We start from the raw sequence: 13512 nt of genomic DNA, 5'->3' as shown, positions 1-13512 counted from the left end.
CCTAGCCGTTGCTCAGTGCGATGCCGTCGAGGATGTCGTGCTCGCTTGCGGTTGCCCCGGTGATCTTTCCGCCGCTCAGCTCCCCCATCCGCTCCAGGATCCGCCGCCACACCAGTCCCCCGGCGCCGATCACGTCGACGCGGCCGGGGTGCATGTACGGCAGCGCCGCGCGGTTGTCCCGGGTCATTCCCAGCAGGTCGGTGGCGGCGGCGCGGATGTCCGCGATGGGCAGCACGGTGCCGTGGATGGCTTCCGGGGAGTAGGCGGGCAGGCGGAGCGCATGCGCGGTGATGGTGGTGACGGACCCGGCAACACCGACGACGGCGGTGGCGCGTTCCAGGGGCACCTCGAGCCGGGCTTTTTCCATGGCCGCGTCCACGTCGGCTTCGGCGGCGGCGATTTGTTCGGCTGTGGGAGGGTCGCTTTGAAGGTGCCGTTCGGTCAGTCGGACGCAGCCGACGTCCACGGACTTGGCGGCGGTGACACCGGCTGCGGTGCCGAGGACGAATTCGGTGCTTCCGCCGCCGAGGTCCACCACAAGCACTTGGTGCCCGTCGAGGATGGGCAGGACGCTGCTGGCACCGGCGAAGGACAATGCTGCTTCCTCGTCGCCGGAAATAACCTCAGGTTCCACGCCGAGCAAATGCCTGACGCCGTCCACGAAGACATGCCGGTTGCGGGCGTCCCGGCTGGCGGAGGTGGCCACGAAGCGGATCCGTTCGGCCCCGTGCTCCTGGATCAGGCGGGCGTAGTCGGCGGTGGCGGCAAGGGTGCGCTCCAGTGCTTCCGGAGCCAGCTCGCCCGTGGCGTCCACGCCCTGGCCCAGCCGGACCACGCGCATTTCCCGGACCACATCCGTAAGTGCCGGGCTGCCGTTGCTGCGGTCGATGTCCGCGATCAGGAGCCGGATGGAGTTGGTGCCGCAGTCGATGGCGGCCACACGGGTCATTCCGGGGCCTCCGTGGCGGCGGCGGACTTCCGTACCGGGGCGGGCCGGCCAACGATGTCCGGCAGGCCCTGCGGCCCGTGCCGGCTCAGGTCCCGGGAAGGGGCCTCCCCGGTGGTGTCCCAGGCACCGTCGCAGTAGCACTTGTCGGCGGTCCACCACTCGCTGATCATCGCCAGGGCCTGGTCGCCGAGGGGGTTCACGCCGCTGCCTGCGGCCAGGGAGTGACCCACCAGGACGTGCAGGCATTTGACCCGCGTGGGCATCCCGCCGGCCGAGACACCGTCGATTTCCGGAACCGCACCGATCCCGGACCGCTGCCCGATGGCATCGCGGGCGGCCAGGTACTCTTCGTGGGCCCCGCGGTAAGCGGTGGCGAGTGCTGGGTCAGCGGCCAGTTGTTCGTTCATGGTGTTCATGACACCCGCCGCTTCAAGCCTGGAAACCGCGGACGTGATCACCGGGTGGGTCAGGTAGAAGGTGGTGGGGAACGGAGTTCCGTTGCTGAGGCGGGGGGCAGTGGCGGCGACGAGCGGGTTCCCGCAGACGCAGCGCGCCGGAATTTCCACGACGTCGCGGACGGGGCGCCCCAGCTGCCTGCTCAGTACTTCAAGGTCGTGTGCTGTTGGTTGGCGGGACTCATCCCGGGCGGCTGCCGTGTTGTGTTCCACTGTCGCGGGCCGTCCTTCCTGTGCGGTTCAGTCTGTGGCCGCGCGCCTGATGGACTCCCACAGGGAATCCACCCACGGCAGATCGGCGGGGTCTTGTGATGCTGCGGCGGGGCTACTGTTTTGTCCGGCCGGCTCATCGCTGCCAAAAACCCAGTAGCCGGTTTCGCCCGGCATAACCATGTTAATGCGGTCGCGGGCCTGCTGTTTGACGTAGTTGGGGTCCTGCCAGCGCGAAACCTGCTGCCGGAGGGCGTCGCCCTCGGCCTGGCGTGCGGCGATATCGGCATTCAGCGCGTCGATTTCGGCTTTTTTGTCGAAGAAGATCTTCACGGTAGGCGCGAGCATGATGGTGATGGCAATCATCACCACGGCCAGCGCCAGCATGCGGCCGGAGAACGCCTTGGCGGGGACGGGGTGGTGCCCGCCCTCGTCCGTCCGTTCGTCCTGCGCCCCGGTCGGGCTGCTGCCCTTCCGCCCCGTGGACGGCTTGGCGTCTTTCCCGTCCTTGGCCTTTCCCGTGGGGGCCTGGCCCGGGGTTCCACGGCCGTGGTTGCCTCGTGCGGGTGCGGTGTCTTGCGCTGCCGTGCCCTTGCCCGGCCGGAAATCCGCCCTGATGACCTCCGCGCCGCCGGAGGATCCGTCGTCGGCCGTTTCCTTGGCTGGACGGGTGGGGGCGACCTTGGGAACTTTGGGGCGGCGGGTAGCCATGACACTCCTGAAACGCAGCCTGCCGGGGCCGCCACGATCTGTGCTGGACGAACAAAGCTGACGAACACTGCTGCTGCAAACAACAGCGGTGGCTATGGTCTTTCAACCATAGCCACCGCGGCGGGGTTTAGGCGGTTACTAGCCCTTGAAACGCGGGAACGCGCTGCGTCCTGCGTAACGTGCGGCGTCGTCCAGTTCCTCTTCGATGCGGAGCAGCTGGTTGTACTTGGCGACGCGCTCGGAGCGGGCGGGAGCACCGGTCTTGATCTGGCCGGCGTTGGTGGCCACGGCGATGTCGGCGATGGTGGTGTCCTCGGTTTCGCCGGAGCGGTGCGAGGTGATGGTGGTGTAGCCGGCGCGCTGGGCCAGGCTGACGGCGTCCAGGGTCTCGGTCAGGGAGCCGATCTGGTTGACCTTGACCAGCAGCGAGTTGGCGGTCCTGGTGTCGATGCCGCGCTGCAGGATGGCGGGGTTGGTGACGAAGAGGTCGTCACCCACCAGCTGGACCTTGTCGCCGATGGTGTCGGTGAGGGTCTTCCAGCCGTCCCAGTCGTTCTCGTCCAGCGGGTCCTCGATGGAGACCAGCGGGTAGGCGTCCACGAGCTCGGCGTAGTAGGCGCTCATCTCGGTGGCGGAGAGGGCCTTGCCTTCGAACTGGTAGGCGCCGTCCTTGTAGAACTCGGAGGAGGCGACGTCCAGCGCCAGGGCGATGTCCTTGCCCGGGGTGTAGCCGGCGTTCTTGATGGCTTCCTGGATCAGGTCCAGTGCTGCGCGGTTGGAGGGCAGGTTGGGCGCGAAGCCGCCTTCGTCGCCGAGGCCGGTGGACAGGCCCTTTTCCTTGAGGACGGACTTGAGGTTGTGGTAGACCTCAACGCCCCAGCGCAGGCCCTCGGAGAAGGTTTCGGCGCCGATCGGGGCGATCATGAATTCCTGGATGTCGACGTCGGAGTCGGCGTGGGATCCACCGTTGAGGATGTTCATCAGCGGCACGGGCAGGACGTGTGCGTTGGGGCCGCCCAGGTACTTGTACAGGGGCAGGTCGGCCGAGGCGGCGGCCGCGTTGGCGACGGCCAGGGAGACGCCGAGGATGGCGTTGGCGCCCAGCTTGCCCTTGTTGGGGGTGCCGTCCAGGTCCAGCATGGCCTGGTCGATGCTGCGCTGGTCGGTGGCGTCAAAGCCGGTCAGGGCCGGGGCGATCTGGTCGATGACGGCGTCGACGGCCTTCTGCACGCCCTTGCCCAGGTAGCGGCCCTTGTCGCCGTCGCGCAGTTCGACGGCCTCGTGCTCACCGGTGGAAGCACCGGAGGGGACAGCCGCGCGGCCGATCTGGCCGTCGGAGAGCAGGACTTCGACTTCTACGGTGGGGTTGCCGCGGGAATCGAGGATCTCGCGGGCGTGGATGGCATCGATAAGCGCCATGAATTTGCTCCTTATGGGCGATTAACGGGGGGAATCAGGCAGAAAACTCGACGTACTCGTCAGGGACTAGCGTAGTCGAGAGTGCTCCGGGTTACTCAAACGGGTCAAGGCCCGGACGTCATGATGGCGCATGGCCGTCCTGGTAGCGGCGGACTGCGGCCCGCAGGGCACGTTCGGCGTCCATGCCGTGGTCCCGGGCGGACCGTACGACGGCGAGGAGCAGGTCTCCGAGCTCCTCCTCGTTTCCAGGGACGGGAGTGGCCGCGGGCAGCCCGAGTCCTGCACGGGCGGCACGGTCCAGCGATTTCCGGGCCTTTGCCAGCGCGGGGAGAGCGTCCGGAATACCCTCAAAGGCGGTGCGGCGCTCCGGCCGTTCGGCGCGCTTGACCGCATCCCACTTCTGTTCAATTTCCTCCACGGTTGCGGGAAAGCTGTCCTGAAGCGAGCCGTCGGGCCTGAAGACATGCGGGTTCCGGCGGACCATTTTGGCACCCAGACCGCGTGCGACGTCGTCGAACGTGAACGCGCCGCGTTCCTCGGCCAGCCGGGCGTGCAGCACCACCTGGAGCAGCACGTCACCCAGCTCCTCCTGGAGTTCGGCGTCCGGGTGGCCTTCCTCGATGGTTTCGGCGACCTCGTAGGCCTCCTCGAGGAGGTATTCCACCAGGGAGCGGTGGGACAGCGCACCCATCCACGGGCAGTGTTCGCGCAGCTGCCCTATCACCTGAACCAGCCTCTCGACGGGCGGCTGCTCAGCCAAGGTTGGCGTAGGCGTCGTTGATGTACTCCACCAGCGCTTCCTTTTCCTCCAGCGGCAGGAAGGACGCCTCGGCAGCGTTGAGGGTCAGCTCCAGCAGGTCGTCGAGGTCGTAGTCGAAGGTTTCCACCAGCAGGTTGAACTCATCCGTGAGAGTAACGCCGCTCATCAGGCGGTTGTCCGTGTTGATGGTGACGTTGAAGCCCAGCTGGTAGAGCATGTCCAGGGGGTGGCTCTCGATGCCTTCGCCGAATTCGGCAATGGCGCCGGTTTGGAGGTTGGAGGACGGGCAGATTTCCAGGGCGATGCCGCGGTCGCGGACCCAGCTGGAGAGGTCGCCGAGGGTTACAAGGCCCACGGTGTCTCCTGCTTCCTCGTCGTCGTCGAATTCCACCATGATGTCTTCGGCGATGCGTACGCCGTGGCCCAGCCGGAGGGCCCGTCCGTCCACCAGCGCGGACTGGATGCTCTCAAGTCCTGCGGCCTCGCCTGCATGCACGGTGGCCGGGAAGTTGTGCTGGGCGAGGTAGGTGAAGGCGTCCCTGAAGCGGCTGGGCAGGAAGCCGTCCTCGGCCCCGGCGATGTCGAAGCCCACGGCGCCCTTGTTGCGGTGGCGGACGGCCAGTTCAGCGATCTCCTGGCCGCGGTCCGCGTGGCGCATGGCCGTGATCAGCTGGCCCACCTGGATCTCGCGCCCTGACTCGGACACGGCTTCGACGCCGGCTTCGAGGCCTTCCTGCACGGCTTCGACGGCTTCGTCGAGGCTGAGGCCCTTCTGCAGGTGCTGCTCGGGTGCCCAGCGGACCTCGCCGTACACCACGCCGTCATCGGCGAGGTCCTCGACGAATTCCTTCGCCACCCGGAACAGGCCGTCGTAGGTCTGCATGACGGCCACGGTGTGGTCGAAGGTCTCCAGGTACCGGACCAGCGAGCCTGAGTCAGCGGATTCGCGGAACCACTGGCCCAGGGCCACGGGGTCGGTGGACGGGAGCGTGTGGCCCACGGCCTCCGCCAGTTCGATGATGGTGGCCGGACGGAGTCCTCCGTCCAGGTGGTCATGAAGGGAGACCTTGGGCAGGCTCTTCAGGTCAAAATCGATGGCAGGGGCAGCGTCAACAATGGGCTCAGTCACGTTCCCACCTTAGGGTGGGGCGCAGTTCAAAGCCAGCCGTTCACGGCCGGCCGCTACTTGACGGCTGGGCCGGCTTCCGCCGAGGGCACCACCAGGGCCTGGGTGCCGGGCCGGCTGTCCTGGCCGGGGCCGGAGGATTCCCCGTTCCAGCTGTCCGCTTCGGATGCGTCGTGGCGGCCCAGCCGTTTGTGCCACCAGCGCAGCAAATGGTCGATGACCACCCCGAGGACGATGGCGAACACGACGGCGATACCGGCGCTCAGCAGGGGGTTGTGGTGCAGCCACGGGAACGAACTGGCCAGCAGGCCAATGCCCAGGGAGTACCCCACCCAGGTCACGCAGGCGAAGGCGTCAAAGACGAAGAACCTGCGGTGCGAGAATCCGGTGCTGCCTGCCACGTAATTGACCGCCACACGGCCCCAGGGAATGTACCGGGCGGTGAAGATCAGTACCGCGCCACGCTTTTCCAGTTCATAGCGGGCCCACGCAAAGACTTTCCGGACCTTGGGGCGGCGCATCCAGCCCCAGCGGTCCAAGCCGATCTTGCGGCCCAGCATGTAGGCCATGTTGTCACCACAGATGGCGCCGATCAGGGCGGTGAGGCCGAGAATCCAGAGATTGGGTTCGCCGCTGTGCCGCGAAAAGGCCGCCAGCGCCACAATGAGGGTCTCGCTGGGGACCACCATGGCGAAGCCGTCCACGAAGAAGAACACCAGCAGGATGGGGTAGATCCACCATTGGCCCGCTGCATGGAGCACGGCCTCATTAATAAACTCCACGCGGTGTTGCTCCTGTATGAAAAATGACACAGCCAAAGTGCCGCAGCCAAAGCGGAAATCGTTCCTAAGTGTCCCATGAGGGAGGCGAAGTACGCTACGCCTCCGAGCCGGGAATTACTCCTTGAACGTGCCGGTCACACCTCCGGTTCCCGGATCCGTTCCACCACGTTGGGTTTGCCGCGGAATTTGTTGATGACCAGGTCCACGACGATGCCCAGCGCGACGGCGCAGACGATGGCTATTGCCGCGCCCAGGAGGTGGTTGTCCTCGAACCACTGGCCGAAGAAAAGTCCGATGGCCACGGAGTAGCCGGCCCACAGGGTAGCCGACAGGATGGTCAGGCCGACGAACCGCAGATGGGGATAGTGCGTGACTCCCGCGGTGAGGTTCACCGCCACCCTGCCGATGGGCACGAAGCGGGCCACGAGGATCAGTGAGGCCGGGCGCTTCCGCAATTCGCGGCCTGCCCAGCGGAACGCGCTTTGCATCCGCGGTCCGCGCATCCACGCCCACCGGCGGGTTCCGACCCGCCTGCCCAGGAGGTAGGCGATGTTGTCCCCCGAAAAGGCACCCGCTGCCGCCACCATGGCCAGGAGCAGCGGGTTGGGTACGTCCGCCGTGGCGGCGACGGCTGCCAGGCCCACCACGACGGACTCGCTGGGAATGGGCGGGAAGAAACCGTCGATGACACAGCAGGCCAGCACCAGGACCAGCACCCACGGCTGTCCGGCGGCGGCGAGGATGAAGTCGTTGATGGCCTGCATGGGTCGCTACGCTATGCGGTCGATAATGAGCTGCTGGGCAGGCCGGGAGCCTTCCGGGGCGATGACGACGGCGTGTTCCAGGGCTTCCCGGGCACGGGCGAACCGCTCGGGGGTGTCGGTGAGCAGCGTCATCAGCGGCTCCCCAGCGCGGACGGTGGCGCCGGGCTTGGCGTGCATGCGCACCCCGGCCCCTGCCTGGACGGCATCCTCCTTGCGGGCGCGGCCGGCGCCCAGCCGCCACGCAGCCACCCCGACGGCCAGGGCGTCCAGTTCCACCAGCACGCCGTCCGCCGGGGCGTAGACCACGTCGGATTCTTTGGCGACGGGAAGGGCGGCCCGGGGGTCGCCGCCCTGGGCGGCGATCATCCGGTTCCAGACGTCCATCGCGCGGCCGTCCTTGAGCGCGGCCGCGGGGTCGGCGTCGTGCACGCCTGCACAGGCGAGCATCTCCCCAGCGAGCCGGACTGTCAGCTCCACTACGTCATCCGGGCCGCCACCGGCCAGGACCTCGAGGGATTCCTCGACTTCGATGGCATTGCCGGCGGTGAGGCCCAATGGAGTGTTCATGTTGGTCAGCAGCGCTACGGTGTTGACCCCGGCGTCCTTGCCGAGCGCCACCATGGTTTCGGCGAGTTCGCGGGCGCGGGCCTCATCCTTCATGAAGGCGCCGCTGCCTACCTTGACGTCCAGGACCAGCGAGCCGGTGCCCTCGGCGATTTTCTTGCTCATGATGGACGACGCGATCAGCGGAATCGCTTCCACGGTGCCCGTGACATCACGCAGCGCGTAGAGCTTCTTGTCCGCCGGTGCCAGCCCGGCTCCGGCAGCACAGATCACCGCCCCCACGTCCTGCAGCTGGGCCAGGATTTCGTCGTTGCTGAGGTTCGCCCGCCAGCCCGGAATGGATTCAAGTTTGTCCAGGGTCCCGCCGGTGTGGCCCAGCCCGCGGCCGGACAGTTGCGGGACGGCGACGCCGAACACCGCCACCAGCGGGGCCAGCGGCAGGGTGATCTTGTCCCCCACGCCTCCCGTGGAGTGTTTGTCCGTGGTGTACTTCAGGCCGCCGTCGGGGCGCCGGAGACTGGAGAAATCCATCCGCTCGCCGGAAGCAATCATGGCCGCGGTCCAGCGGGCGATTTCGGCGCGGTCCATGCCGTTGAGCAGGATGGCCATGTTCAGGGCGGCCATTTGCTCATCAGCAATGGCTCCGCGGGTATAGGCGTCGATGGTCCAGTCGATCTGTTCGGGGCTCAGCGTCCCCTTGTCCCGCTTGATGCGGATGATGTCGACGGCGTCGAACGCTTCTGCTTTGTTCTCGGTCACCGGGTCTCCTCCAGGTGTTCGGGACCAAAGGCGTCGGGAAGCACCTGGTCCATAGTTTTGATGCCGGCGGTGGTCATGAGCTGCATGCCCGGGGCCCGGAATTCGTAGAGCAGTTGCCGGCACCGGCCGCAGGGCATGAGGACGTTGCCGGCCCCGTCCACGCAGTAGAAGGCCCGGAGCAGTCCGCCCCCGGTCATCTGCAGGTTTCCCACCAGCGTGCACTCGGCGCAGAGCGTCAGCCCATAGCTGGCGTTCTCCACGTTGCAGCCGGTGACGATGCGGCCGTCCCCGGTGAGCGCCGCAGCGCCCACCGGAAACTTCGAATACGGGGCGTAGGCGTTCTTCATGGCGGCGACGGCCGCGGACTCCAGCATTTGCCAGTCCACGCCCTGTCCCTGAGAGTCGGCTACCTTGTCCATGGCCGTCACCCCTTGACGTAGGGGATGCCGTCGGCGGCGGGCGGCCTGGACCGTCCCACCAGGCCGGCCACCGCGATGACGGTCAGGGCATACGGCAGCATCGCCATGAACTGGCTGGGCACCGGCGAGCCGATGATGGTGATGATGCTTTGAAGGTTGTCGGCGAATCCGAACAGCAGCGCGGCCAGGAACGCCCCGATGGGGTTCCAGCGCCCGAAGATCATGGCGGCAAGGGCGATATAGCCTCGGCCGCCGGACATGTCCTTGCTGAAGGCGTCCACCGACACAAGGGTAAAAAAGGAACCGCCAATTCCGGCGATCGCGCCGCCCATGAGGACGTTGATGAAGCGGGTCCTGTTGACGTTGATGCCCACAGTGTCCGCCGCCTGTGGGTGCTCGCCGACGGCACGCACCCGCAGGCCCCACTTGGTGTGGAACAACCCCACGTATACGACGATCACGGCCACGTACATGAGGTAGCCGACCAGGGACTGCCGGAACAGGATAGGGCCAATGATCGGGATGTCGGCAAGGAACGGGATATCCACAGCCTGCAGCCGGCCGGGCTTGTTGAGGTGTTCCGGGTCTGCGGTAAGCAGGGTGGAGAACAGGAAGCTGGTGAGGCCACTGATCAGAACGTTGAGCACCACGCCGACGATGATCTGGTTGACAAGGTATTTGATGCTCACCACTGCGAGGACCAGGGACACAAGAGCACCGGCGATGGCAGCAGAGATAAGGCCCACATAGACGTTGCCAGTCACGGTGGCGACTACGGCGGCGGAGAAGGCACCGAGCAGGAGTTGGCCTTCGATGGCGATGTTGACCACGCCGGCACGTTCACACAGCACTCCCGACAACGAGCCGAATACCAGGGGTACGGCCAGCGTCACGGCGCCGGCCAGGAGGCCGCCGAGGGAAATGGACGGCTCGGGGTCACGGCCGCCTGCGACGATCCAGATCATGAACCCGACGAGGAAGACCACCGCGAAAAGACCCCCAACCCATCCGGGGGTGCGCCGCCGCTGCACGGTCAGGAAGCAGGAGTATGCCGCCAGGGCGACCAGCAGGATCGAGCAGATCCAGCCCAGCGCCATCGACGGTACGGTGACCTTCTCCACCCGTGCCACGCCCAGGGCGGCCAGGCCCAAGACGACGACGGCAGCGATGGTTGTAGCGGGAATCCAGCGGTCCACTCCCCCGCCCTCGCGCCGCTGGCTGATCCAGCGGTAGCCGACGTAGGCGGCGGCCGCCAGCGCCACGGCCAGGGTGATCCACGCTGCGGTGGAGGAGGCGTTCGGATCACGCGCTTCGGCGATCCGGAACCCGGCAGATTTTGTGTTGGCCAGGAGCCCGAACAGCACGGTGCCCAGGATGGCGAGCAGGCCCAGGCCAATGCCGGCCTTCCAGCTCACCAGTTCCGTTGTGCCTGCCGGGCGGCCGGCACGGTTGGTTCCGGTTGTCTTGCCGGTTCCCTTTCCGGTGCCTGGCTGTTTGCTGGCGGGAGATTGTGTGGTGGCGCTCATGCTGCCGCTCCGCTCTTGACGCCGCCGGTACGCGAACCTGCGGTTCCACTTGTGGTGGTCTTCTTCTTACGGGGGTTGAGTCCGAATATCGCACGGACCAGCGGCGGTGCTGCAATAAACAGCACGATCAAGGACTGGATGACCAGCACGATGTCGATCGGCGTCTGTGTCTGGGCCTGCATTGCCACGCCCCCGGCGCGGAAGGCGCCGAACAGCAGGCCCGCGAAGAAGGTTCCCCACGGCGTCGAGCGTCCCAGCAGCGCCACCGTGATGGCATCAAAACCGATGGAGGCGGCGACACCGCCGGAAAGGTACTTTTCCGTGCCGGACACCTGGGCCACGCCGGCCAGGCCGGCCAGCGCACCGGCGATCGCCATCACCAGGATGGTACTGCGGGCGACGTTGATGCCGGCGGTGCGGGCCGCGCTGGGGTTCGCGCCGACGGCGCGGAACTCAAAACCGATCGTGGAGCGGTTCAGCAGCCACCAGACAAAGGCGGTGGCCGCTATCGCCATCAGAAAGCCGGCGTGCAGGCGGAATTGCGGTCCGAGCAGTTCGGGGAACAACGCGGTGGAGTCAAGGAACGGTGAGATCGGGTTGGTGGAACCCTTGCGCTGGAAAGCCGGGGTGGTGAGCAGGAACAGCAGCAGGAAGTTGGCGATGTAGTTGAGCATGATGGTCACGATTACCTCGTGCGCGCCAGTCCGTGCCTTCAGCAGGCCGACGACGCCGCCCCAGACCGCGCCGCCGACCAGTCCGGCCAGGATGACGACCAGCAGGTGCAGACCGATGGGCAAGTGCCAGGCGAAGCCGACGTAGGCGCCGAAGAGCGCACCGAAGATGATCTGCCCTTGGGCACCGATGTTGAACAGGCCGGCGCGGAACGCCAGCGCGACGCCGAGCCCCGCACAGATCAGCGGGGTTGCGACGGTGAGGGTCTCGGTGATCGGGTACAGCTGCGCGGCGAGGTCGGCGCCGGCCCAGTTGAAGATGGATCCCTGCACGAGGGCAGTGTACGGACGGATGACTTCGGTCAGGAGGTCTCCGGGCTGGGCGAAGAAGTATCCGGCCGTGACGGCGACCTTGGGGTTGGTCACTGCCATCAGGATGCCGCCAAGCACGATGGCAAGCAGCACGGAGAGGAAGGAGACCATGGCGTTGCCGGTGAAGATCTGGTGCAGAACCGATCCGCTGCTGTCCCGGTCATGGTCCCGGCCATGACGCTGGGTGGCTGCGGGAACGGCTGACGGCGGCATTTGGCCACCTGCGGTGTCCAGCACGACGTCTGAGGCGACAGCCTCGGAGGTGGTGCCGCCGGGCACCTGGGTGCCGGCGCTCTCCTGGGCGCCGCTGTGGTTCGTGGCCTGCGGTTCCGGGGTTATCTTCTCAGACATGGGATTCTCCTTCGTGGCCGGCAGGCTCCGAAACCGCCGCTGTGGTCGTGGCGCCGGAGGCATGGGCGGAGGCGCTGGCTTCCGCTTCCGCGGCCGGGACACCCGCCATCATCAGGCCCAGCACGTCCCGGGAGGTGGTGGCGGGTACGATCCCCACGAGCCGGCCGCGGTAGAGCACCGCGATCCGGTCTGCCAGCTGCAGTACTTCATCCAGTTCCGTGGACACGATCATGACCGGCGTTCCGTGGTCACGTTCGGCGATGACGCGCTTATGGACGAACTCAATCGAGCCGACGTCAAGGCCGCGTGTGGGCTGTGAAGCGATGAAGAGGCGCAGCGGGCGTGAGAGTTCGCGGGCCAGCACGACCTTTTGCTGGTTTCCGCCTGAGAGGGTCCCCACCGCTGCCGAGACCGACGGGGTGCGGACGTCGAATTCCTCGACCTTCCTGGCGGCGTTCTCCGCAATCACGCCGGGTTTCATCCCCACACCGCGCGCGAAGGGTGCCTTGTCGTAGAGGTCCAGGATCATGTTTTCGGAGATGGTAAACGTGCCCACCAGGCCGTCAAGGGTGCGGTCTTCGGGGACGAAGCCCACCCCGGCACCGAGGACGTTCTTGACGCTCTTTCCCAGCAGTTCAACACCGTCGAGCGTGATGGACCCGGCCACGTGCGGCTGCACGCCTAGAATCGCCTCGGTCAGTTCCGTCTGGCCATTGCCCTGCACTCCGGCGATGGCGAGCACTTCGCCCTTGGCGATGTCGAAGGACAGGTTATCGACCACGTGCTGGCCGTTGTGGTCCGTCACGGTCAGGTTGCGGACCTTGAAGGTCACCTCACCAGTCTTGGCCGGCGCCTTGTCGAGTGTCAGGCTCACAGTGCGGCCCACCATCGCGGACGCCAGTTCGGTGGGGGAAGCCGTAGGGTCGGCCTGCCCGACCACCTTGCCTCGGCGGATGACCGTGATGGTGTCCGAGATGGCTTTGACTTCACGCAGCTTGTGGGAGATGAAGACGATCGACTTACCGTCGCGCTTCAGCTGCCGGATGATGTCCAGGAGTTCATCGGTCTCCTGCGGCGTCAACACGGCAGTGGGTTCGTCGAGGATAAGCACCTCGGCATCACGAACCAGCGCCTTGATGATCTCTACCCGCTGCTGGACCCCGACCGGCAGGTCCTCCACCATGGCGTCGGGGTCGACGTCGAACCCGTATTGGTCCGAGATAAGGCGGATTTTCTCGCGTGTGGCTTCCAGATTGAGCAGACCGGCGGCTTTGGTGGTCTCATTGCCCAGCGCCACATTCTCGGCCACTGAGAAGACAGGGATGAGCATGAAATGCTGGTGAACCATTCCGATGCCGGCGGCCATCGCCTCGCCGGGGTCTTTGAAGACCACAGGCCTGCCATCGACAAGGATTTCGCCCTCGGTCGGATCGTACAGTCCGTAGAGCACGTTCATCAGGGTGGATTTGCCTGCGCCGTTCTCTCCCAGGAGGCAGTGCACCTGCCCCGGTTCGACGACCAAATCGATGTGGTCATTGGCTACCAGGGACCCGAATCGCTTCGTGATCCCTTTCAGTTCGAGTTTCAAAACCCCAACCAATCTGTGTGTGTATGGATCTGCTCCGGCGCGCTGTCGGCGGCAAGGCAGCGGGTAGTCCCAGCCTAGTGTCACGG

The 13512-nt window shown here is 66.4% G+C and carries 13 protein-coding genes; all 13 read right to left on the bottom strand.

What is annotated here, in order from left to right; genetic code table 11:
- Position 1: 1 nt before the first annotated feature.
- The 13 genes from PUN71_RS08175 to PUN71_RS08115 all read right to left on the bottom strand — a co-directional run bounded on the left by PUN71_RS08175 (position 2) and on the right by PUN71_RS08115 (position 13426).
- Positions 2-949: a Ppx/GppA phosphatase family protein gene (locus PUN71_RS08175; protein ID WP_277798007.1), complete on the bottom strand. Its 948-nt coding sequence runs from the start codon at positions 947-949 to the stop codon at positions 2-4.
- Positions 946-1617: a DUF501 domain-containing protein gene (locus PUN71_RS08170; RefSeq protein WP_277798006.1), complete on the bottom strand. Its 672-nt coding sequence runs from the start codon at positions 1615-1617 to the stop codon at positions 946-948. Before PUN71_RS08170 ends, PUN71_RS08175 begins: the two co-directional genes overlap by 4 nt.
- Before the next feature lie 27 nt (positions 1618-1644).
- Positions 1645-2325 (bottom strand): FtsB family cell division protein, encoded by a 681-nt coding sequence (locus PUN71_RS08165; RefSeq protein WP_277798005.1) that lies wholly within the window; start codon positions 2323-2325, stop codon positions 1645-1647.
- A 138-nt stretch (positions 2326-2463) separates the two neighbouring features.
- Positions 2464-3744 (bottom strand): phosphopyruvate hydratase, encoded by a 1281-nt coding sequence (gene eno, locus PUN71_RS08160; RefSeq protein WP_277798004.1) that lies wholly within the window; start codon positions 3742-3744, stop codon positions 2464-2466.
- Between the two features lie 118 nt (positions 3745-3862).
- A complete protein-coding gene (locus tag PUN71_RS08155; RefSeq protein ID WP_277798003.1) occupies positions 3863-4435 on the bottom strand; it encodes a MazG nucleotide pyrophosphohydrolase domain-containing protein in 573 nt (190 codons plus the stop codon).
- Between the two features lie 61 nt (positions 4436-4496).
- Positions 4497-5633 (bottom strand): adenosine deaminase, encoded by a 1137-nt coding sequence (locus PUN71_RS08150; RefSeq protein ID WP_277798002.1) that lies wholly within the window; start codon positions 5631-5633, stop codon positions 4497-4499.
- A 53-nt stretch (positions 5634-5686) separates the two neighbouring features.
- Positions 5687-6412, bottom strand: a complete 726-nt coding sequence (locus PUN71_RS08145) for a DedA family protein (protein WP_277798001.1) — start codon at positions 6410-6412, stop codon at positions 5687-5689.
- Positions 6413-6546: 134 nt separating this feature from the next.
- Positions 6547-7176 (bottom strand): DedA family protein, encoded by a 630-nt coding sequence (locus PUN71_RS08140; protein ID WP_043450518.1) that lies wholly within the window; start codon positions 7174-7176, stop codon positions 6547-6549.
- A gap of 6 nt (positions 7177-7182) precedes the next feature.
- Entirely contained in the window at positions 7183-8499 is a 1317-nt protein-coding gene (locus PUN71_RS08135; protein WP_277798000.1) for a thymidine phosphorylase, read from the bottom strand.
- Positions 8496-8918: a cytidine deaminase gene (locus PUN71_RS08130; RefSeq protein ID WP_277797999.1), complete on the bottom strand. Its 423-nt coding sequence runs from the start codon at positions 8916-8918 to the stop codon at positions 8496-8498. Before PUN71_RS08130 ends, PUN71_RS08135 begins: the two co-directional genes overlap by 4 nt.
- Positions 8919-8923: 5 nt before the next feature.
- Positions 8924-10444, bottom strand: coding sequence for an ABC transporter permease (locus PUN71_RS08125; protein WP_043450523.1), 1521 nt, complete (start codon positions 10442-10444; stop codon positions 8924-8926).
- Positions 10441-11838 (bottom strand): ABC transporter permease, encoded by a 1398-nt coding sequence (locus PUN71_RS08120; RefSeq protein ID WP_277797998.1) that lies wholly within the window; start codon positions 11836-11838, stop codon positions 10441-10443. The genes PUN71_RS08125 and PUN71_RS08120 overlap by 4 nt, the downstream gene beginning before the upstream one ends.
- Positions 11831-13426 carry an ABC transporter ATP-binding protein gene (locus tag PUN71_RS08115; protein ID WP_043450527.1) on the bottom strand — a complete coding sequence of 532 codons (1596 nt, stop codon included), beginning with the start codon at positions 13424-13426 and terminating at the stop codon, positions 11831-11833. Before PUN71_RS08115 ends, PUN71_RS08120 begins: the two co-directional genes overlap by 8 nt.
- Positions 13427-13512 lie beyond the last annotated feature (86 nt).

The sequence above is a fragment of the Arthrobacter sp. NQ7 genome (assembly GCF_029581595.2).
Taxonomy (GTDB): domain Bacteria; phylum Actinomycetota; class Actinomycetes; order Actinomycetales; family Micrococcaceae; genus Arthrobacter; species Arthrobacter phenanthrenivorans_B.
This window is presented reverse-complemented; position numbering and strand designations above follow the sequence as displayed.